Source organism: Spirosoma sp. (genome assembly GCF_048594605.1).
Classification (GTDB): domain Bacteria; phylum Bacteroidota; class Bacteroidia; order Cytophagales; family Spirosomataceae; genus Spirosoma.
This window is the reverse complement of the sequence record NZ_JBMDWV010000191.1, coordinates 15,829-37,415: the sequence shown is the minus strand read 5'-3', so window position 1 is coordinate 37,415 and position 21,587 is coordinate 15,829. Positions and strand designations below refer to the sequence as shown.

Below are 21,587 nucleotides of genomic sequence, written 5' to 3'. Positions count from 1 at the left end.
TTGGCCGCCACTCGATAAAGGTATACGACTTCGCTCGGACTACGTTCGTAATGCGTAGCAACGCCATTGCTTCGTTCGCGCGTACGTACTGAATCGATCAACTCAACGACGTAATCAGATACCGAACCAGGCAGAAAAGGCGATTCTGCATTCCAGTCCATCGACCGAATTGACGATGAACTTAAATGAATAGAGCAGACCGGTTCCGACACAGGCAGCCCCAGCCCGCATCCACCCTGGTATTCGACTTTGTAACAATAGGATTGCGCCGAAGCATCTGCACCGTTATCCGTGAACGTACTATCGTTTTCCAACGTAGCAACCGGACTAAACGTACCTGACCCACCATCCGCACGACTAATTGATAACGTATAACTGGATGGCCTTCCCGCAACAGGCAAATGCGTCATTACGGTCGGACGGTTGTTCTCTACCGATACAACAACATTTCCAAGATTATCCGGTACTGTACCATTAATGCCCGTTACACAGGCTGGAGCCGACGTAATTGTGGTTTGAGTCGCGCCATCTCCCACTGTAGCGACGATTCGATAGCAATAGGGAGTTCCACACGTAACGCTGGTGTCGGTATACGTAGTAGTATTCTGGCTATTGATGGCATTTCCCTGTGGCGCATCATTGAGTATGATCTGATAATTCTGGAATGTACTTCCGGCAGGAAGGTTTGTATAAGCCTGCCAGTTGAGGGTATTCTTTTTATTGGTCGCTTTTGCATCCAGCACCAGACTACACACTTCTTTGGAATCCAGCGTAGTACTGCCGCAAACGTCCTGCGATACAACTTTAAAACATTGAGCCTGCGTAGCGTCGGTTTTAACCGTAAACGCGCCCGGCCCTACGGCTCGCTGGTTTGTGGTCACATACGTACCATTTATTTTCTGATAAAGCTGTACGGGAGAAGCCGGGCCCACCTCATACTGAAGTGTAATGGTTCCGTTGTCAGGAGCATCCAGCACCTGGATAGTGGGCTGCGATATATCTGACGCCAAAGCGACCGCCTGCTGAAACGTTGACGTACACAAAGGCAGATTGAGCGCCCCGTAAATCCCGTCTAACGTGATGGTTACTACGTTAGGGGCCGCGTCATCGTACGTATGCTGTGGACCAGCTTCCAGTGCGGAACGTGTCATTTCTATAGGAGGGGTGCCATCATTCCAGTTAAGAAGATACGTATCGTACTGACCCAGAGTGGCAGTATTCACCTGTAGGGTGACCTGTTTACCCGTACAAGATTTTGCCGAAAACTGGACTGGATCAAGAGGCAACACCGTTACGGTCTGGCATTTTACGGCCAGCACTCCATTTAAAGTAGCTCGCTGTAGTATGGTGTATGTACCAGGTGTATTGTACGTAAAAACCCCCGGTTGCAGGTTAGCTGTTGGAATTCCATTTCCTTTATAATCAGCTATATAAGAAATACTCGCTAACCCCGGCTTAAATGACGTCACCCGAATTCTTTCGCCGGGGCAGATTCGCGTTTTGTCCAGCGTAAATCCGCCTTCAGCGGCTCCCAGCGCGTTCGTGCAATAGTTGTTGTTCGGGTCGATCGTCTGGGCTAACAAAGGGATAGACTGTGTGCAGAAGAAAAACAAGCCAATCAGTAGACACCGCGTTGCTGTACCGGACTTTACCCTATCATCCGCCAGCCACAATTTCAGAAAACACGTAATAGGTAAAAGATTCATCATGCGTATAATCAGGGAGTTACTCTTTGCAAAGACTGGCTTAACCGACATTTTCGCGTCGGGCGAAACGTATCTTTCTTAAAATCAGTTTTTAGTTCAAATGTCAGGAAACCTGACCAAATTGGGTTTCGACAAAACTAGTCAACTGGACATCAAAGATAGTTCCACCGACACGCATCAACCAAATAATGAGTTACAATATCCCTAATACCGAATCCGAGGGCCAGGCCTCTTCAGATCCTTCAGAATCAGCACCTATCCGTCTGGATAGCATTGAAGAGGCCATTGCCGACATCAAAGCCGGTAAAATCATCATTGTTGTTGATGATGAAGACCGCGAAAATGAAGGCGATATGATCTGTGCCGCCGAAATGATCACGCCCGAAATGGTGAACTTTATGATCCGCGAAGCCCGCGGTCTCATGTGTGCGCCACTCACTCAGGAGCGTTGCGACGAACTAGGTCTGGACATGATGGTAACCAGCAATACGTCTGTTCATACTACGCCATTTACCGTTTCGGTCGATTTGCTTGGACACGGCTGTACAACGGGTATATCAGCGGCCGACCGTTCCAAAACCATTCGGGCGCTGGTCGATCCAACGATCAACCCTGAAGACCTGGGCCGTCCCGGACACATTTTTCCACTACGTGCCGTTGAAGGTGGGGTTATTCGCCGGGCGGGGCATACGGAAGCCGCTGTTGATTTGGCCCGTATGGCTGGCCTTGCACCCGCTGGCGTACTGATCGAAGTACTGAATGAAGATGGTACAATGGCTCGTCTGCCCGAGTTGCGCGTAATGGCCGACCGCTTTGGCATGAAACTGGTCAGTATTCAGGATCTGATTGAATACCGTTTACGCACCGAAACTCTGATACGTCGTGAGATCGGGGTTGATATGCCAACCAACTGGGGGCATTTCGATCTGATTGCTTACAAACAAAGCAATACCGGTGATACGCATCTTGCCCTTGTTAAAGGAAGCTGGGAGCCAAATGAACCTGTTTTAGTACGTGTCCATTCCTCGTGCGTGACAGGCGATATTTTCGGTTCGTGCCGTTGCGATTGTGGCCCTCAACTTCACGCAGCCATGCAAATGGTTGAAAAAGAAGGGAAAGGCGTTGTTGTTTATATGTTCCAGGAGGGCCGGGGTATCGGACTGATGAACAAGCTGAAAGCCTATAAGCTCCAGGAAATGGGCCGCGATACAGTCGAAGCCAATCTGGAACTGGGTTTACCGATGGATGCTCGTGATTACGGCATAGGTGCACAAATCCTGCGCGATTTGGGCATTAGAAAACTTCGGCTTATTTCCAATAATCCCAAAAAGCGGGCAGGACTAATGGGCTACGGCCTGGAAATCATCGATACCGTACCTGTCGAAATTCCTTCTAATCCGTACAATGAAACCTACCTGCGTACAAAGCGCGACAAAATGGGGCACACCATTATGAACGAGCCGATAAACGAAGAACAGTAAGACATTTCAATAGTTTATAGTTCAACATTCGAGGTTCTAAAGCAAAGGTTTAAGACCCGGAAGATGAAACCTTAAACTCTTCATTCGATGAACAAGCAATCATTCAAAGACCTTATTCATGGCGATAAACCCGTTCTGGTCGATTTTTATGCAGATTGGTGCGGTCCCTGTAAACAGCAGGCCCCTATCCTGAAGCAGCTTACCGAACGAGCCGGCGATAAGGTCCGCGTCATTAAAATCGACGTCGATAAAGCACAGGCCGCTGCTCAGCAGTACCAGATTCGGAGCATCCCGACCATGATTATGTTTAAAGATGGAAAGATCGTCTGGCGTCAGTCGGGCGTTCAACCGCTGCATACACTGGAAGGCCTGGTGAAGCAATTCAGCGTGTAATGAATCGACTATTTCTTATAAAACAAAAAAGGCCAGATCGCAACCCGGCCTTTTTGTTTTATAAAAGTCTACTTTACTTGCTTTGTGCCAGACCAAAGTTTTTCAAATTCGTCAGCGCAATCACATTGATTATTTTCCATTGTCCGCCTAACTTCTCCAGCACACGGGTTTCTTTGGATGTCGTTTTGCCATGACTATCCAAGAGCGTCTGGTCGTACGTAACAAAGGCCATATTCCCGTTCTGATGAATGTTGTAGTTTGAATTCTGCACGATAACTTTATCGGACACTTTCGAACTTTTAAACTGGCTGGCAAACTGTTTTTCCAGATTAGCCCACCCCTGAATCAATCTAAAATCCCCCCCGGATAGATTAGCGGCAAAATTAATGTAAGGCGTATGTGCCCAGGCGTTTGCCCATTCAGCTTTGTCTCTCTTAAAAAATCCTTCGGTTTCACTACGTAATACACGCTTGATAGCATCGTTGTCGGCCTGAGCCAGACTACGCGAAACGGCACTTAACAGAAGCAGAACTACTAAAAGTGAGTTTTTCATGGCCGTAAAAATGTTTATTTATCGGTCAAGGTAAGGAGTAAAATTATAATAATCAAGTATATTTTTGGATTTTATCCACACAAAATCATTAAGCGGGATGACATGACGAGCTGATGAAATACAGCCCTTATATTTGAGCAAGAACCATTTTTTTGATAGTACTAATGCTCAACGCAACGCAGCCGGATCCTGCCCCGATCACCCGTCATTTGCGAGCCATGTTCGGCTCACGACTACTAATTGCAGCTGTTCATCACCTGCACGTATTCGATGTGTTGGCGAATAGCGCTCTCAGCATTGCTGAACTACGAAGTCGGCTCCAGTTGAGCGAACGCCCGGCGATGGTGCTGTTCCCGGCACTGTGCGCAATGGAATTGCTCAGCTACGATAAAGACGGGCGACTTTTTGTCACGGAATTAGGGCGCTACGTAACAAGGTCGCATACACCGAATCTGGTTGGCTACGTTGACCTGGAGAAAGATGATCCAGGCGCTTTTGAAATGGCAGTCCGGCTTAAAAACGATGGACCACTCGACGCACCCAACGGCATCTCATTTGTAAAGGAAGGCGAAGGCCCCTCCCCGATGGACGATCCGAAATTGGCCCGCAAATTCACCCTCGGTCTGGCCGGGCGCGCTCGTTACCTGTCGCCCATTGTCGCTGCGAACATGACCAAACGCGATGGACATTTGCTGGACGTAGCGGGCGGCACGGGTTTTTATACCTACGAATGGTTGTTGGCCAATCCAAACGCAACCGCTACGTTACTGGATAGACCGGCTGTGCTCGCCGTAGCCGCCGAATTATTGGATGAATTCACAAAAAGCGGTCGTCCAGGTACAGAAAGTGTTAAAGAACGGGTTACGTTCCTACCCGGCGATATGCTAACCGATAACCTCCCACAAACCGATATCCTACTGGCAGCCAGTCTCTTCCACGACTGGCCAGCTACAACCTGTCAGCTACTGGCCAGCCGTTTTGCCGCAGCGATACGTCCGGGTGGTGAACTATGGATACACGATGCCTTCCTGGGTGATACATTAGATGGCCCGCTGGCGGTTACCGATTATTCTGCTCAATTATTCTGGGGAACGAAAGGACGTTGTTATAGCCGCGCCGAATACCGAAACTGGTTTGTACAGGCCGGTTTGCAACCTACAGTTGAGATTATTCCAACCCAAATGGACTACGGGCTCATCTGGGCGCGGAAGTAATTTTTCAGCCCGACGAACAGAATGGATAGCTCGGCAAAAAAAAGGCAGTAGAGCGACACCAAAATTGTTCTTTCTCATTTCAGCACCCTTGAGACAAACTGCCTGAATAAAAAAGCCAAGATGGAAAAAGCCCTTGCCCAATCGCGCTGGTACCGATTACTCCCGATCGCATTTATTACGTATAGCTTAGCTTATTTAGACCGGGCAAACTTCGGGTTTGGAGCCGCCAGCGGCATGGCTGCCGATTTAAAGATTACCCCAGCCATGTCGTCCTTACTGGGTTCGCTTTTCTTTCTGGGGTATTTTTTCTTTCAGGTACCGGGCGCGGTTTACGCCGAAAAGAAAAGTGCCAAGAAGCTCATCTTCTGGTCGCTGATTCTGTGGGGCGGACTGGCAACGGCAACAGGCATTATCAGCAACGTAACGCTGCTGGTTGTTATCCGTTTCATGCTTGGCGTTGTTGAGAGTGCTGTAATGCCTTCCATGCTCCTTTTTTTGAGCCGCTGGTTTACAAAGGCCGAACGCTCACAGGCGAATACATTCCTTATTCTGGGTAATCCGGCTACGATTCTGTGGATGTCGATTCTATCAGGTTATCTCATTAAAGCAGTCGGCTGGCGGTGGATGTTCATTATCGAAGGTTTACCAGCCATTATCTGGGCCTTCTTCTGGTGGAGGTTAGTCGACGACAATCCCAAGGATGCCAACTGGCTGACCGAATCCGAAAAGGCCGACCTGGAGGAACAATTACAGAAGGAGCAGCAAGGCATCAAGCCCGTTAAAAATTACGCCGAAGCCTTTAAATCCAGGATTGTTATTCTACTCAGTTTGCAATATGCGCTATGGAGCATTGGCGTTTATGGTTTTGTTATGTGGCTGCCCTCCATTCTGAATGCGGCTCCTAATATGACAATCGTCAAAACGGGCTGGTTATCGTCCGTTCCTTACGTACTGGCCATCATTGGAATGTTTGGGGCGTCGTATTATTCAGATAAAACCCTGAACAGAAAAGCATTTGTCTGGCCTCTTTTGTTGCTTGGCGCGATTGCTTTTTACGCTTCTTATCTGGTAGGCGTTGATCAATTTTGGTTATCCTTTGCCTTACTGATTATTGCCGGAGGAGCGATGTACGCGCCCTACGGTCCATTTTTCGCCATCATACCCGACCTCTTGCCCAGGAACGTAGCGGGGGGCGCTATGGCCCTGATCAACAGCTTTGGTGCCTTAGGTTCGTTCATTGGCTCATATATCGTTGGCTATTTGAACGGAACTACGGGCGGCTTTGGGGCTTCCTACATCTTCATGGCAGGCTCCCTTTTGCTCTCAGCTATTATCACGCTTATTGCTGTTAAGTCGCCTGCTTCAGCACGGATGGGCGAACCGGAAAAAGCAATTTCCTGACCGAATGGTATAACCATTAATGCTCTTTCCCGTAGGCTTTCTCACCCGCTTTTACAGGCACTGATAGTACGTTGTTTTTAGGTGGAATTGGGCAAGGATATCCTTCTTCATAGGCGCAATAAGGATTATAGGCTTTGTTGAAATCCAGCGTTACGTGTCCATTCTTAATATCACCCTTACGAAGATCCATATAGCGTCCACCCCCATACGTTTCCTTTTCGGACGTAGCATCTTTGAACGGAAGAAACAAATAATCGCGGTATTCGGGCAAGCGGATAATATTCAGATTTCGATACAACGTCAGTTGCTGTTTCTTGCCGTTGAGCACAAACGAGAGAAGCGCATAGGAGACATGTGTTCTGGTTTTTCCGTTATACGTCGGCATTTCAAACGGTTCAGCTTTAGGGGTTAAGGCTACCGTAGCTACTACGCGATACGTCGAATCCGGCGGATAGAAGTGCACAAACGACAGATCACTCTCTTCCTTTACGGGTCCGCCAGCCGACGCCAGCAAATCTTTTTTGTATTTCTCACGATGCCTGGCCAGCTCATCCGCAAACGGATTCTGAGCCATAGCAGACATAACGAGCAGACTTATACAAAGTGTTGACAGTAAGCGCATAGATATTTGTGAAATCACTACGTCCCTAATCCAAACCGGCTAAAGATACAAAAAGCCAGGGTTAAGCCGCCGTAAAAGCCAAATAGCTCGAGAAAACCGTTCTGTGGTTTCCCCAAGCTATTCAGATTTAATTACCTATTCCGATTACTGTCGGGTTACTTTGCTGGCTCCAGAAGTTTCGGATTCGAGCGAACCAACCTGACCGAAATCGGCATGACTGGCCCCTCCAGCGTCTACATTGGCTTTTTCTATACGCATATTTGTTGCTTCGAGTTTGCAGGCACCACTCAAATCGGCTTCCAGCTCATTGGCATGACCCCGTAGCACTACGTTCGATGCGCCGGACAGATCAAGTTTAAGGTTGCTCACATCTCCATCGAATACCGTCCGGCAGGCGCCACTCATATCAATGCTCAGATCGTTGTATTTTTCAAAACCTGTCAGGCTGGCTTTCGACGCACCCGTCAGTTTTAGTTCATCAATCGCCGTGGGTACAGTAATGGTTAAACCGATGCGCTTGCGATTATTCCAGTTCAATAAACCTTTGCCATCAATGGATACTTTCAGGACTGAGCCATCAACTTTTACGTTGATATCGTCCAGATCGTCGTCACGTCCATCAGCCACGACTTTATACGTATCGCCTTTCCGGAAACGTACAACAAAGGCCCCCCCCACATCGACTTTGGAGAAAGAGGTAACGTTAAACTGACGGGTGTGGTCGCCAATACGGTCAAACTCATCACCGAGTTCATTCGTAACGGCGCTCTGCACTTCATCCGTAAGATCCGTTACGTCGTTATCTTCATCATCGTAGTCCCGATTTTTTTCGCGTGGATAGTTTATACAAACCAATCCATCGGCTTTCGTGAATTTCCAGATACTTGCTTCCATCCGATCAAACTCTTTTTCGCCAAATTCATTCCGAACAAATCGGGCAAAATCGCGGGTCATACGAAACGGTTTTTCATAAGGAATCTTCAGATCCATGTCCAGATCCTGAGCCCTGAAGCGTGCACCTGAGGCTAATTCCAACCGTTCATCGAAGCGTACGGTCGAATCTTTGATCGTATACACGTACTTGATCTGGCGGGCATTAGTCTGGGCCTCAGAACGGGTGCTCCCCTGCGCCCGGAAATATTGAACCAGATTTAACGTAGTGCCGTCATACCCTTCCATATTGATCGACGGGCGCCAGTTATTATCGTTCTCCACGTCGTTCATCGCAAAGGTTGGGATAGCTGCGGGTACGTTCAGCACCTTCGTTTCTTCGACCGTGCCCCGACGCTGGAAGCTATTGATAAGCGGGGTGACCATTCCGGCAAAAACAACTAGGCTAACCAGCCACACACCAGCTATTGTCAGGGCTGTACGGCTGCTTACGACGCTACGCATCATGATCAGCATTATTCCCAGAATAGCCAGCCCGAAGGCCGGAATTATACCAATCAGAAAAGCCGAAAGAATCATAGGGACCGAAAGGTCATCGCGAATGGCATTAATGGGTAAGTCGCCAAGATGAGCGCCTGATTCAAACCCAATAAACGCTCCCAAAACGGCCAGACAAGCAATCATCAGGGCAAACGCGACAACCAGCATAAGCACTCCGGCAAACACACGTATCACAGCAACAACGGCGTTCATGAAGGGGCCCAATACGCTACCCAGGCCGCCAATTATGGTCGCGATCGCCCGGAAGGGAAACAGCAATATGCGGGTCAGCGTACTTTCATTAGTTGGCGTTTCATTAATATTCAGGTTCTGTTTGATGCTATGCTCAATATTGGAAAGCGTGATCGGCTGCCCCTGCATTTCCATCTTTTCGGTGAGCGTATTGGCTTGCGGTGCAACCATCCAGAGCACTATATACAGAAGAAAGCCAACGCCAAAGAAAACAATACCCAGCACGAATAGTAATCGAATAACGCCCGTATCGACGCCAAAATAGGCTGCAATACCCGACGCTACGCCCCCGAGTACTTTATCTTCCGGATTACGAAAGAATTTTTTGACGGTTTTATCTTCTTCAATCGTGCTAACTCCCGGCAGGGCAATCCACATAGCAATGTAGACGATGAACGTAAAGCCGGATACGCCAGCGCCAAATTCTTGCCCCAGTGGTGGCAGGGCCAAAAATAGAATCAGGAAGATAAGTCGTACCCACACTACGTCCATGTTGAAGTAGTGAGCCAAACCAGCGCAAACCCCACCCAAGGTTTTCCGGCGCAAGTCACGTACCAACCGGCGAGGTTCAGGCGCAGGGCCTGGGGCATAGGGCATGGGGTCACCAGTTCTGGTTTGCTCTGTTTTACCCTTTGCCCCCACCCCTGCACCCTGTGCTGAGTTACGTCCACCGCTGGTTACGAGCACTTCTTCTTCCTCAACGGCTTCAAAGTCTGCCACAGAACCCATAGCCGCCGTTAGTTCGTTTACGTCCTCAAGCGATACGGCCTGTTTGTCAGCAGCTTTTAGCTTGGCAAGCAGCTTTTCAGCAATACGGTTTTCTATATCCGTAATAATTTCCTGACTGTCTTCGTAGGTGGAAAAATATTGCTGAACCGTAGTCAGGTAATTTCTAAGTTTTTCGTAGCCATCCTCTTCAATGTGAAAGATGACACCACTAATATTTATGCTTATGGTCTTTTTCATGGCTTTTGAAAAGAGAATAGGTTAAGCGTTGGTGGATGGTGTAGTTGGATCAGAAAGCGGTATCACAGGGGTCGAACCATTGGCAGGTTTTCTATGCTGCTCGGCCTTACTGACAATGGCGTTAACCGACTCAGACAATTCCTGCCAGGTTTCGTCCAGCGCTTCTAGCGAATGTCGGCCAAGGTCGGTTAAAATGTAGTATTTACGGGGTGGTCCGGAGGTCGACTCAACCCATTTATAATCGAGCAGACCTGCATTTTTTAATCGGGTTAGCAATGGGTACAGTGTACCTTCCACAACCATGATGCGGGCTGAGGTCAGCTCGTCAAGCATATCGGAGGCATACACTTCGCCCCGCGATATGATATGCAAAATGCAGAACTCCAGAATTCCTTTCCGCATTTGCACCTGAGCATTTTCAATATTCATTAGTGTGTACTGTTTTCGTGAATTTCATAAACCAAAGGTAGCATAAGGTACTATGCGATGCAAGGTACCCTGTTATTTTTTATTCTTACATCAGGACTAATGGTGAAATCTAATGATGAGTGGTAAGATGTCCGTTTCTTTCCGAACGCCAACCTCACGGTAGCGACTAAGTGCCTGAGGTGAGCGGCTGTAGCTTATCACGCAAAAGCCGGGGATGCACTATCAGGAGCATTTCCAATCCTTACAATACCCTTGCTTTAGTATATCCATGCTGCTGGATCCGCTTTTGAAATATTTCATACAGATCGTCCACTAATTCGTCTTGTAGACAGGGAGCCGTAATTCAACTCAGCAACCGCTCGGCCCAGTGTGGAGGAGCCACCTGCCTGCTTTGATGGTTTTTTCAATTCATGTCAGGTAATCAAAATCGGTTTGCGGAATACGTCGCGCTTGCTGCAAGGTTTGTTGATCCAAGATGGTTACTATAAACAAGCACTTGCTGCGCCCACACCGTTCAGCGATCGGTTCACTAAAGTGGGAATAAAGCAGTCCTTTTTCTTTTAACCGCTGCATGGTGCGGTGCGCTGAACAGCGCCTAAGCTCACAGGTCGCTCTAACCGCTGACTCAGTTCTTCCAATACGGCTACACCGTTGCCATCATCGTAAAGTCGCGCAGTTGTCAGCAGCAAAATCTTTTTGAACTCACCTAGTTGAGTACCTTTCATAAATTGATAGACTATCTATCTGATTGAAAACAGAAAGTATCTTTCCGTTTTGCAAATCAAAGACCAACAATATTATTGGGTCCTATGGACAAAAAAATGGCCATTCCATACTTTCACTGGATTCTTGTCGTCCGAAAATAGACAATGCATTGTCCTGGTTTATACAGTCCTTAGTAATTATTCTGAATATGTTAAAGCTAGTTGTAAAAGCTGATCAGAAGAGTGTAACCAGTAAGTTGGTCAACGCGTGAGCTTTAACTTAAGTGGCTCGTCAAACGCCCGAATTCCGGATACCTGAATCTCTCTTGTTCTCAAGTAGGAGCGTTTTTTGAGACCTTTGGCTAATCCTTCACTTTGCTCATTAGGGGGAGATAGTGTGCTTTTTGGATTGTTCTTCAGTTGACAGTTGAAAACGGCCCTATACCTAAATCCCAGCGCAATGACCGATAGGTTAGGGAAACGGCCTAGTGTTCAAAAAGTTGATTCGGCTGAACCGATGATTTTGTAGAATGGGGTAGCTACGTTATATCACCAATTTTATATAAACCAAGCCTTACGAAAAGCAGGCCTTGGTGACCGCTATGCCGCGAATTTATCGGCCTGGAAACAAAGATGGCCAAGGTTTTACCATCTTCCCGGAAACGAATCAGCCGAGTACACGACCAGATTGTCATACATGCAGTGCCAGCCCGTATTACGCTCTACTGGCAATTATATGTGGCATAGAATCAGCAGCCCCCGGCTTTAAATCTGTGTGGATTGAACCTCATCTGGGTTCTTTAAACAAAGCGAACGACCGAATGACTGATCCTGACGGCATCATTGAAGTAGGCTCTAAAAAAAGTATCCGGTGGCTTAACGGGGCAAATAACACTACCATCAGGCTTAGCTCGTCAATTTGAGTTTTAAGAAAATCGGATCGTTTTGACAGTGATCATCAATTAGTTGAATTACAAATGAAAAGGTCATATAGCAACTACGTTCCAGTAGAACGTAATTCGATTTTTTCATTATACATTACCTATTATTCATTCCTTATTAACCTTTGCCCGCTATGAAGCTTGTAGTTCTGTTTTTCGGACTTGTTTTTCTTTCGTTTGTCTATACCGTTCGCCCGTCGGCTGAACTGGCAGGGCGTGAATTGTCTGTGGCTGACAAGCCACTGCTCATTAAAGAAGATAAGATCGCTCAGACAATAGCCGTTTACCGTGCTGGTCAGGCAACGCCGATTGTGACGCAGGTGGCTAAAGCGGATTTTCGCCCTTATCTACACCCGATTGTTGCCCCCGATGGCAAAGGCATATTGACCGAATATAGTCCGGGCCACCACAAGCACCAGACCGGTTTATACTGGGGGTTTACCCGCGTCAACGGCCGCGATTATTTTCATCATCCGCAGAGCGATTACTGGCGTAAGGTGTCGGCCAAGGTGGTCGAAAGTAAAGGCACAACCGTAAAATGGCAAACAGTATATGACCTGCTCGACTCCACGGGAAAAGCCGTATTAACCGAAACCCAGAACTGGGCTATGCGGGAACGTAACGGTCAATACCTGCTTGATCTGGAGTGGAACGGTGAAGCCCATACCGACGTAACGATTGGCAAGTACGATTACGGCGGTTTGTTTCTGCGAATGCCCTGGAAACCCGGCATGGCTGGCGAAGTTGTAAATGCGGCTCGGCAACGTAATGGAAAAGCCGAAGGGCAGTCGGCCCCATGGGTAGATGTGGGGATGCAGGTAGAAGGGCGTAGCGACTGGGCGCATGTCGCCATTTTCGACCACCCCCAGAACCGAAATTATCCCACCCCCTGGCGCGTAGATGACCAGTTAGGCATTGGTCCAGCGCGAGCCCGCAAAGGCGACTGGAACATCAAAAAGGGTGCTACGGAGATTCTAAAACATGAGATTGTGGTGTACACAGGTACGCTTAACGACGTAGCGCTGACAAAAACCTATGGTGAGTTTACCGGCAGTAAATCAGATTATTCAACGGCTTCGCTGTGGGGAGTTGCCCAGCGCGAAGGCCGCGAAGCGAAATTTCTGACCCCAGCAGAAGCCGTAGCTGCAATGACCGTAGCAAAAGGGTATCAGGTGAACGTGTGGGCCTCGGAACCGATGATGACCCAACCTATGGCGTTTTGTTGGGACGACCGGGGCCGACTCTGGATTGCCGAAAACCGCGATTACGAATCACGCGGGAAAGGATTTTCTAACGCGGGCGACAGCCGGATTCTGATTCTGGAAGATACTAACCACGACGGCATAGCCGATACCCGCAAGGTATTTATGGAAGGCCTCGCTTTTCCGGCAGCTATTGCGGTTGGTATGGGTGGGGTGTTTGTAGGGGCTCCGCCGAATCTGCTGTTTATACCGGACAAAAATGGCGACGATAAAGCCGACGTTGACAATATTGAAGTTCGGCTGACGGGATGGGGAATCCGCGATCGGCACGAAACCCTCAATAGCTTTCACTGGGGACCAGATGGCTGGCTTTACGGTTGTCAGGGTTTTGCTACTCCTTCAAAAATACGTAAGCCAACCGGCAAAGGGCGCCTATACCGCCATAAAGACCCATTTCCTGACGATATTCTGCAAGGCGAAGGGACAGATATTAACGGTGGTGTCTGGCGGTACCATCCTACCAAAGACCGCTTTGAAGTAGTGTCGCATGGCTTCAGCAATCCGTGGGGTATCGACTACGATGCTAATGGTCAGATTTTCATCACGGCCTGCGTGATTCCTCACCTCTGGCACATTATTCCGGGTGGTATTTACCATCGGCAGGGTGGACAGCACTTCAATCCGTATGTCTATAATGACATCAAAACAATTGCCGACCACAGCCACCGCTCGGCACATGGCGGGGCTCGGATTTACCAGTCTGATGCGTTTCCGAAAGAGCAACAGGGCCGAATTTTTATGGCCAATATCCACGAACACGGCATTCTAACTGACGTATTGGAGCCGAAAGGATCGGGTTTTGTTGGGCATCATAGCGAAGATTTTATGATGGCGAATAATGCTCAATGGGTTGGTTTTAGCCTTGAAATCGGCCCCGACGGTGGACTTTACGCTCTCGACTGGCACGACGCCGATATCTGCGGTTCCGACGTGTTGAATCAGGAGACCGGTCGTATTTTCCGTATAACACCCACGAATTTACAAACGCAGAACTGGCCCGACCGATACGGGGATTTGAGTAAACTAACGGACGAGCAATTGGCCTCACTGCAAACAAGCCCTAGCGATTGGCACGCCCGTCGGGCAAGAATTATTCTTCAGGGACGGGCTACTCAAGGGAAATTGGATGCAGCAGCTATTGACCGCCTAAACTCCCTCTACGACAAATCGTCCAATTCGGGCTATCGGTTACGGGCAATGTGGGCATTGCACATTACGGAAAATCTATCGGTTGAGCAACTGAAAATGGCGTTATCCGATAAATACCCTTACGTTCGGGCCTGGGCAATACAACTGTTGTGTGAAGATAAAAGTCCTACCTCGGATGTGTTGGTGCAGTTTGCTACAATGGCGCGGCAGGATAAATCACCAATAGTGCGGCTGTATCTCGCGTCAGCCATGCAACGCCTACGTAACGATACACGCTGGACATTGGCAGAGGGACTGCTGACTCATGCTGAAGATGCAGCAGACCATAATTTACCAAAACTTATCTGGTATGGTATGGAACCACTGGTGAAGGAAAATACCAGCCGTGCGCTTGAATTAGCTACAAAAAGTCAGATTCCGATGGTAACGCAGTTTATTGCCCGTCGGGTGGTGGATGCACAGGCCGTTAATTCATTAGTGACAACGATTGGCAAATTGCCCAAAAATCGCTTAAACCTGCTGGAAGGGATGCGGGATGCTTTGGAAGGCCGCTACGACCTGTCAGCTCCGGCCAACTGGAAAACCGTATATGCTAAACTGAAAACAGATGGTACAACGTCTAAACTGGCGACGGACATAAGCGGTCAATTTGGCGGCACAGAAATGGCTACCAAATCAATGACCTTGTTGAAAGAACCGAAGACGCCCTTGGAAAACCGAAGGAAAGCGTTATTGGCACTGGCTTCGCAGCAACGCCCGGAGTTAGTCAAAGAGTTGCCGGAATTACTCAACAGCACCGATTTACGACTCGACGCCATCCGCTCAATTGCCAGTTATGACAATGAATTACTCGGAAAATTGCTTCTCGACCGCTACCCTGGTTTCACTACGTCGGAGAAACGAGAAACTGTTCAGACGCTGGCTTCCCGCCCAAAATACGGCTGGCAACTCACACAGGCTATCGCCAAAAATATCATTCCTAAACGAGATATACCGACGTTCGTAGCCCGTCAATTGCGCCGGGTGGTGGGCAGCGGATTTGTGGAAGTTTGGGGACCTATCGACCACGTAGCGATGGATGAAAAAGCCTACGCTCGATACAGAAATTTGCTCACTGAAGAATCCGTAGCTGGTGCTAACGCTATTAAAGGACGAGTGGTATTTCAGAACACTTGCGGCCCCTGTCACAAAATGTATGGCGAAGGGGGCATCATAGGCCCCGAACTAACGGGTTCCAACCGGGCTAACCTGGATTACCTCCTGGGGAATATTCTGGACCCCAGCGCCGAAATCCAAGACGATTACAAAATGGTGGTTGTAACAACCCGTGACGGCCGAACGTACATCGGTAATGTAGCAAAGGAGAACGAGCGTCAGCTAACCCTACGCGTTATTGGTCAGGATGCGGTAGTTATCAACAAAGCTGATATTCAATCACGCGAGGTAAACCCCGCTTCCATGATGCCAACAGGACTATTGGATCCGCTTTCGGAAACCGAAATCAAGGATTTAGTAGCGTTTCTACGCACCACCACGCAGGCGAAAATGCCAGTCAGTCGGAAGCCATAGGGATAGTTCTGTCTACAAGAACGGCACGGGCCGCTATGTTCAGGTAAGCAAAGCCATTGCCGACCAGAACATAGCGGGGCCGGCAGTGCGGTTGTGTGCCTTACCTATAACAAATTGGGTATCTTGGGTACATACTATACGTATCAGATTCGGCTATTTCCGCGACGGCGGTCTGATTCTGCCTGTGTTTAGAAAAGATAGTCTGCACCTTACGGCGACGATTTTTCACTAATACCTTATGAACTCGTAGCAAATCAAACAACACATCTCGACCCAGCTTCAACTGCCGTTTCCGAATAAAATTCTGACTCAGCACCCGTAATTTCCAGTACCTGATTGGGGTGCTGAGCGCGGTGAAACAACAATTGTTGAATGACCTTCAATAGCTCCCATCTCGTTAACAACAAACCTTATTTTGCGGCCATTACCGGTATAATTACTTCGCTCCCTTTGACACTGAACCGATAAACACTCTCTTTTTCATCCCATTCCTTGACGACTGGAACGATACGTGTTCGGCGGGGGCTTACTTTGTCGGATGCATTGTGAATGTGGTATACGTAATACAACTGCTTATCAATCCCTTCAAATAAGTCACCATGCCCTGAGCCGTTTTCGCCAACGATTGACCGATGAATAATCGGGTTATTTTTATACTTCACCCAAGGCCCATAGGGCGAATCGGCTACGGCATAGCCAATGGCATAGTCGATGTTCTGAAAATGGTTGGCGGAATAAAACAGGTAATATTTGTTCTTCAATTTTAGTACGGTAGGCCCCTCCATAATGGGCGCTGATTTGTAGTTAGGCGTTGCCTCCCAGGGCTCGGTCTGGTCAAAACATCGTTTCAGAGTTTGAGGATTAATCGTTCCGCTTTTCAGGTCAAACTCGGCTACATACAGGTAATTGCCTTTATCAAAACGTACATGGTACAGGTAATAGGAACCGTCGGTATCCTTGAAAAGATAAGAATCGATATTTTTCTGGGAGCCATCAATGGGGCGAACTTCTTGTTGGCGAAAAGGACCCAACAACGATTCCGACTTGGCCAATGCGGTTTGTTCATCGGCCGTATACGTCAGATAATACGTGCCCTTATCGTTGAGGATTTGGGGTGCCCAAAATCCCTTGGTGCCGAAGGTATGGTCGCCTTTGGTTAGGATTGTGCCCAATGAATCGATTGCCTTGGCTGGCACAGCCCATGTTTTGAGATCCTTTGATGCTAACAAAGCAAATCCGGGCGGTCCTTCGTTGCCACCTTTTGTGCCGGTCAGGTAATAGGTGCTCCCCTCCACATAGATGGTTACATCAGCCCAGAAAATTTCCTGCTCAACCTGGGCAGATGCGTGCCGGACAGCCAGTGAGAGGATCAAATAAAGAAAATTAGCCTTCATTTTGGGAGTATCGTGTAATATACGAATGCCACTCAGGTCGTTCTGAAAAAATACTCGATTACATTCTGACGCCAGACCACAACGTATCGGTGCGGCCTGGTAAATGAACTTATAATTGGCAACTGTGCAACGGACCAACCCATTGTGCTCGCTCCAACGTAGTAGCGACAACGGCAGGGCCCACCAGCCAAAATTGGAGCTTCAGCAGGCGCCTACACCCTGACTTATTAAAAGGCCCGCTTGACCAATCCAACTAACTTCTCAATGATAAACCCGATGACAAGCCCGGCCATTGCCAAAACCAGCGCTTTAGCAAACCAGGCCAACACCGGCATGGAGGATAAGCTCTGTTCCAGCGCATGCAGTGCATGAGCGGTGAACGGGAGGCCATGGGCAATAATTTCGGCACCGACCCAAAGCATAGCGGCTGTACCGATGTAACCCAGCCAATTCAAAAAATGCGGCATAAATTTTACAATGCCACGGCCTATTTTTTGAGTGGCAGGAGAGTGCTGAGGGTCAGCCAGGTGCAGTCCAATATCATCGGCTTTAACAATCAAGCCAACAAACCCATAGACGGCCAGCGTAATAAAAACCGCTACCGCCACCATCACTACAATCTGGTTCACCAGTGCCTGACCGTTTACCTGGCTATAGGCAATGGCCATGATTTCGGCCGACAAAATAATATCGGTACGAACCGCACTACCCACGCGTTGCTTCTCCAGTTCCTGGGGGGTAATCTCTATGACCTGCTCTTGCTTCGTGTCCCCATCGGGGTGGCTGAACAGAGAATGGACCTTTTCATAGCCTTCAAAACATAAATAAGCTCCGCCTACCATTAAAATAGGTGTGATCGCCCAGGGGGCGAAGTAGCCAAGCAACAAGGCGGCTGGAGTTAACAGCAGGAGTTTGTTGATCAGCGATTTTTTAGCAATCTGATAGATAATTGCCAGCTCCCGCGACGGGTCGAGTCCTACTACATATTTGGGTGTAACGGCCGTATCATCGATGACAATACCCGATACTTTCCCGGTCGTTTTAGCGACTTGAGTGGGCACGTCATCTAAACTGGCGGCACTTGCTTTTACCAAAGCCGAGATATCATCTAATAAAGCAAAGAGTCCTGAAGGCATCGTTAAAACATTGGCTACTTCTAAAATTACGGGAGCGGATGCAGGGATGGAATCCTGGATTTTTGGGCTCTGTCCATCTGGGGTACCCCTGAGAGCAGACCGGTTGGTGTCAGGCCGCTGCTTTTGTTCAAACAAACATTAGTCTATCCACTCCTTTTTATCAACCTTCTCGTTAGTTTAACCGACTTAGGGGGCGAAAGTTGGCAACTAGTTGCAAATCTATTCCTATTTCTCAACACCTATTGATGATTCTGTCAAGTTGTTTGTACGCTTTGATATGTATATAGCTGATTATTGGTGCTAACGATTAAAGTCTATTCATTGAGTTAAGCCCGTTATAAACCTATGGGTGCGCTTTTTGCCTGTCAAGACAAGCTATAACTGTTTTCCTGAGTCGTAATTAGCGTAACTTTATCAAGCTTTTCATGGACATTTCCAGATAGGTTTGATGAAAGTCCAATTCGGGAGATTTCCCATAACAACCATTCTTAGCAGGGCTGGCTTCCGCTCGCCGACTGGGTTAGCTATTCGGTCGTCCCAAAGGATTAGCCAAAACAGTTGAACAGAAAGCCCGGATTGATGAAAATTCCATAGGAAGGCAATTATTCAGAGGAACAAGCCGCCAGGGAGATTCACATCTCCAAGACTAAAAGTGGCTATCCTATTTTTTCGATTGAGCAAGCTGAATGACAAATTCCGTTCCCTGCCCCTCCTTACTAGTGACTTGTATGGTCCCCTGATGCACGTGGGTAACTATATCATGGCTCAGCGATAATCCTAAGCCAGTCCCCTCCCCGGCCGGTTTAGTGGTAAAAAAGGGCTGAAAGATTTTGGCTTTCACCATTTCGCTCATACCGGTGCCGTTATCTGCAACACGGATTTCGACCACCTGGCGATTGACTGGCACCTGGGTCTGCCGTGTGCTGACCCAGACGGTAGGTGTATACTCAGCTAAACCCGCTTTGCTCTGCTCATTGACCGCATAAAACGCATTAGTAAACAGATTCAGAAATACCCGACCCAGCTCCCCCGGCACGACATCCACCTTACCTAGTGTGGTATCAAAGTTGGTTACCAATCGGCACTGGAATGTCTTGTCTTTGGAACGTTGCCCTTGGTAAGCCAATCGCAGATACTCCTCCGCTAGCGCATTTAAATCAGTTGGTTTGCTCTCCCCACTACTAGTTCGGGAGTGGTCTAACATGCCCTTGACAATGCGGCTGGCGCGCTGGCCGTGCAGGGTGATTTTTTGCAAATTCTGGGTCAGATCGCCCAGCAGTTCCTCAACACTGCCTTTGTCGTCTTGTGGCAAGTGAACAAACGGCCCTTCTTTAAATTCCTCAATCAGTTCGGTGCTCACTTCCGAAAAGTTATTGACGAAGTTTAACGGATTTTGGATCTCGTGAGCGATGCCCGCCGTTAGCTCCCCTAAACTGGCCAGCTTTTCTTTCTGAATCAGTTGAGCCTGCGTGGCTTTCAATTCGTTCAGGGACTGACTCAGTTGGGCGGTACGGCTGCTTACCTGTTGTTCAAGAGTATCCTTCTGAGTAGTTAACAGGTGTTGCTTCTCCTGTTCCTGGGCCAGCGTCTGAGCTGAAAGCGCTTCGACCTGGAGCAGCTTATCGGCCAGGGCATAATTAGTTTGAGCAAACCGTTTAGCCAGAAACAGGGTCACGCTAATCGGAGAGCTAAGCGTGCTTAGATTGTAAAACACATTAAGCAGGATGTGTTTGGTGAAGAGACTCACTGGTAGCAGTGGTACAGCCAGGTAGGCTAGCAAAAAGATAATGAAACCAATCGCCCCAGCGGTGAGGATTCCGTATTCTGAACCTCTTTTTCGGGTGGCCAGCAAGAGCAGTCCTGTTGACTGAACATCGGTCAGCAACAGGGCTAAAAAAGTACTCAGCCCGTCGGGCATGTTTACCTGTAGAGTGTATAAAACAACATACCCACTGAAAACCAAAAGAGCTCCATAAAAGAGCACCCCGATCGGCTTATTAAAAATGCTGTAAACAGCTCCCAGAAAGGCAAGATGGGTCACAAAGAAAAGTACCAATTGCACAATAGCACTCTGCATGCGCAGTGGTACATTATGAACGAATTGATAGATAAGTGGCTGATTCAGATACGCCCAGGCGGCAAAGAGGCAGTAAAGGCCAAACCAGGCGTTCACTTTTTGTGCTGGATACCATTTATAAAAAAGTAAATGCAGCAGGGATAGAATCAGAAACAACCCTCCCTTGAAATAATCTAAAAACGTAATATCAAAATTACCTGCGCTATCGAGCCGATAGTGGTTGCGTTGGTCTGCCTGGTGAAGCTTAATGAGCAGAAAAGGAATCGGCTGGCCCCAAAATTTCAAATAAGGAACGCCCGGTTGCTGCGCAAAGCGTACCGCCAGCACCTGGCGAGGCTGGGCGTCTAATTTAAAGTGGGTGGTTTGCCAAAGTGCCTGGTCTGCTCCCGACGGATTGTAGGCTTCAACTTGGTCGGGGTTGGCGCTCACGCGTCCAAACTGGCCAATGAGTCGTCCGTTCAGGTAGATCTGAGAAGCAACCTGCTGATCAACCAGAAGGCTGACCACCCGGTTTGTTAAGCTGGAATCGATCTGGAGATGGAGCCGTAACCAGCCGATGTGAGTTTGTTGTATCTGCGCCAGATCAGTGATGTTCTGGCTAGGGTCGATAGCCGGCCAGCTTCGATCATTGGCATCCGTCTTTGCCCAATCCGGATTGTCACCCGGCTGCCATTGCCAGCCCTTATTGAGCACAATGCCTTGGTGGGGTAAACTATCAACGCGAAATACAGTCTGGCACAGCGCTTTCCCCCCAGTCAGGTAAAGAAGAGCAAGAAGTAGCAATAACTTCATGAGCGAGCCCGTGGAGGTCAAGGAAGGTATAAGCTTAATGACAAAAGGATACTGAATATACTTTATGTAGATCAATTGCTCTCAAAAAGCCTCGGATTTATTTATTGTCCGTTGT

At 48.3% G+C, this 21,587-nt stretch carries 14 protein-coding genes; 5 read left to right on the top strand and 9 right to left on the bottom strand.

Annotated elements, in window-relative coordinates; genetic code table 11:
* Positions 1–1,709: gliding motility-associated C-terminal domain-containing protein (locus ACOJS8_RS12055; RefSeq protein ID WP_420148793.1), on the bottom strand; the 1,709-nt coding region annotated here is incomplete at its 3' end.
* 185 nt (positions 1,710–1,894) lie between these two features.
* On the opposite strand from ACOJS8_RS12055, the gene ACOJS8_RS12050 reads away from it, so the two are divergent.
* Together ACOJS8_RS12050 and trxA are read left to right on the top strand one after the other, a co-directional pair.
* Complete coding sequence (locus tag ACOJS8_RS12050) at positions 1,895–3,187, top strand: bifunctional 3,4-dihydroxy-2-butanone-4-phosphate synthase/GTP cyclohydrolase II (RefSeq protein ID WP_420148792.1); 1,293 nt, start codon at positions 1,895–1,897, stop codon at positions 3,185–3,187.
* Between the two features lie 87 nt (positions 3,188–3,274).
* Positions 3,275–3,580, top strand: coding sequence for a thioredoxin (gene trxA, locus ACOJS8_RS12045; protein ID WP_420148791.1), 306 nt, complete (start codon positions 3,275–3,277; stop codon positions 3,578–3,580).
* A 73-nt stretch (positions 3,581–3,653) separates the two neighbouring features.
* Here trxA and ACOJS8_RS12040 read toward each other — a convergent pair whose 3' ends face one another.
* Positions 3,654–4,133 (bottom strand): hypothetical protein, encoded by a 480-nt coding sequence (locus ACOJS8_RS12040; RefSeq protein ID WP_420148790.1) that lies wholly within the window; start codon positions 4,131–4,133, stop codon positions 3,654–3,656.
* A 164-nt stretch (positions 4,134–4,297) separates the two neighbouring features.
* Between ACOJS8_RS12040 and ACOJS8_RS12035 the strand changes: the two genes are divergently transcribed.
* Both ACOJS8_RS12035 and ACOJS8_RS12030 read left to right on the top strand, forming a co-directional pair.
* On the top strand, positions 4,298–5,347 hold the full coding sequence (locus ACOJS8_RS12035; protein WP_420148789.1) for a methyltransferase: 1,050 nt from the start codon (positions 4,298–4,300) through the stop codon (positions 5,345–5,347).
* A gap of 120 nt (positions 5,348–5,467) precedes the next feature.
* Complete coding sequence (locus ACOJS8_RS12030; RefSeq protein ID WP_420148788.1) at positions 5,468–6,748, top strand: MFS transporter; 1,281 nt, start codon at positions 5,468–5,470, stop codon at positions 6,746–6,748.
* Positions 6,749–6,764: 16 nt separating this feature from the next.
* Here ACOJS8_RS12030 and ACOJS8_RS12025 read toward each other — a convergent pair whose 3' ends face one another.
* From ACOJS8_RS12025 to ACOJS8_RS12010, 4 genes are all read right to left on the bottom strand, one after another.
* Positions 6,765–7,370 carry a DUF1684 domain-containing protein gene (locus tag ACOJS8_RS12025; RefSeq protein WP_420148787.1) on the bottom strand — a complete coding sequence of 202 codons (606 nt, stop codon included), beginning with the start codon at positions 7,368–7,370 and terminating at the stop codon, positions 6,765–6,767.
* Between the two features lie 144 nt (positions 7,371–7,514).
* Complete coding sequence (locus ACOJS8_RS12020; RefSeq protein WP_420148786.1) at positions 7,515–10,019, bottom strand: PspC domain-containing protein; 2,505 nt, start codon at positions 10,017–10,019, stop codon at positions 7,515–7,517.
* A gap of 21 nt (positions 10,020–10,040) precedes the next feature.
* Positions 10,041–10,448, bottom strand: coding sequence for a PadR family transcriptional regulator (locus ACOJS8_RS12015; RefSeq protein WP_420148785.1), 408 nt, complete (start codon positions 10,446–10,448; stop codon positions 10,041–10,043).
* A gap of 560 nt (positions 10,449–11,008) precedes the next feature.
* Positions 11,009–11,173 carry a hypothetical protein gene (locus ACOJS8_RS12010; protein WP_420148784.1) on the bottom strand — a complete coding sequence of 55 codons (165 nt, stop codon included), beginning with the start codon at positions 11,171–11,173 and terminating at the stop codon, positions 11,009–11,011.
* 1,054 nt (positions 11,174–12,227) lie between these two features.
* On the opposite strand from ACOJS8_RS12010, the gene ACOJS8_RS12005 reads away from it, so the two are divergent.
* Positions 12,228–16,073: a PVC-type heme-binding CxxCH protein gene (locus ACOJS8_RS12005; RefSeq protein WP_420148783.1), complete on the top strand. Its 3,846-nt coding sequence runs from the start codon at positions 12,228–12,230 to the stop codon at positions 16,071–16,073.
* A gap of 410 nt (positions 16,074–16,483) precedes the next feature.
* Here the strand turns inward: ACOJS8_RS12005 and ACOJS8_RS12000 are convergent, their stop codons facing one another.
* The 3 genes from ACOJS8_RS12000 to ACOJS8_RS11990 all read right to left on the bottom strand — a co-directional run bounded on the left by ACOJS8_RS12000 (position 16,484) and on the right by ACOJS8_RS11990 (position 21,472).
* Complete coding sequence (locus ACOJS8_RS12000) at positions 16,484–17,467, bottom strand: glycoside hydrolase family 43 protein (protein WP_420148782.1); 984 nt, start codon at positions 17,465–17,467, stop codon at positions 16,484–16,486.
* A gap of 227 nt (positions 17,468–17,694) precedes the next feature.
* Complete coding sequence (locus ACOJS8_RS11995) at positions 17,695–18,603, bottom strand: DUF808 domain-containing protein (protein ID WP_420148781.1); 909 nt, start codon at positions 18,601–18,603, stop codon at positions 17,695–17,697.
* A 661-nt stretch (positions 18,604–19,264) separates the two neighbouring features.
* Positions 19,265–21,472, bottom strand: a complete 2,208-nt coding sequence (locus ACOJS8_RS11990; RefSeq protein WP_420148780.1) for an ATP-binding protein — start codon at positions 21,470–21,472, stop codon at positions 19,265–19,267.
* Between the last annotated feature and the right edge of the window lie 115 nt (positions 21,473–21,587).

Coding starts and splice junctions, on each gene's coding strand:
- ACOJS8_RS12050 (WP_420148792.1), top strand. CDS start 1,895: ATGAGTTACAATATCCCTAATACCGAATCCGAGGGCCAGGCCTCTTCA.
- trxA (WP_420148791.1), top strand. CDS start 3,275: ATGAACAAGCAATCATTCAAAGACCTTATTCATGGCGATAAACCCGTT.
- ACOJS8_RS12040 (WP_420148790.1), bottom strand. CDS start 4,133: ATGAAAAACTCACTTTTAGTAGTTCTGCTTCTGTTAAGTGCCGTTTCG.
- ACOJS8_RS12035 (WP_420148789.1), top strand. CDS start 4,298: ATGCTCAACGCAACGCAGCCGGATCCTGCCCCGATCACCCGTCATTTG.
- ACOJS8_RS12030 (WP_420148788.1), top strand. CDS start 5,468: ATGGAAAAAGCCCTTGCCCAATCGCGCTGGTACCGATTACTCCCGATC.
- ACOJS8_RS12025 (WP_420148787.1), bottom strand. CDS start 7,370: ATGCGCTTACTGTCAACACTTTGTATAAGTCTGCTCGTTATGTCTGCT.
- ACOJS8_RS12020 (WP_420148786.1), bottom strand. CDS start 10,019: ATGAAAAAGACCATAAGCATAAATATTAGTGGTGTCATCTTTCACATT.
- ACOJS8_RS12015 (WP_420148785.1), bottom strand. CDS start 10,448: ATGAATATTGAAAATGCTCAGGTGCAAATGCGGAAAGGAATTCTGGAG.
- ACOJS8_RS12010 (WP_420148784.1), bottom strand. CDS start 11,173: ATGAAAGGTACTCAACTAGGTGAGTTCAAAAAGATTTTGCTGCTGACA.
- ACOJS8_RS12005 (WP_420148783.1), top strand. CDS start 12,228: ATGAAGCTTGTAGTTCTGTTTTTCGGACTTGTTTTTCTTTCGTTTGTC.
- ACOJS8_RS12000 (WP_420148782.1), bottom strand. CDS start 17,467: ATGAAGGCTAATTTTCTTTATTTGATCCTCTCACTGGCTGTCCGGCAC.
- ACOJS8_RS11995 (WP_420148781.1), bottom strand. CDS start 18,603: ATGCCTTCAGGACTCTTTGCTTTATTAGATGATATCTCGGCTTTGGTA.
- ACOJS8_RS11990 (WP_420148780.1), bottom strand. CDS start 21,472: ATGAAGTTATTGCTACTTCTTGCTCTTCTTTACCTGACTGGGGGGAAA.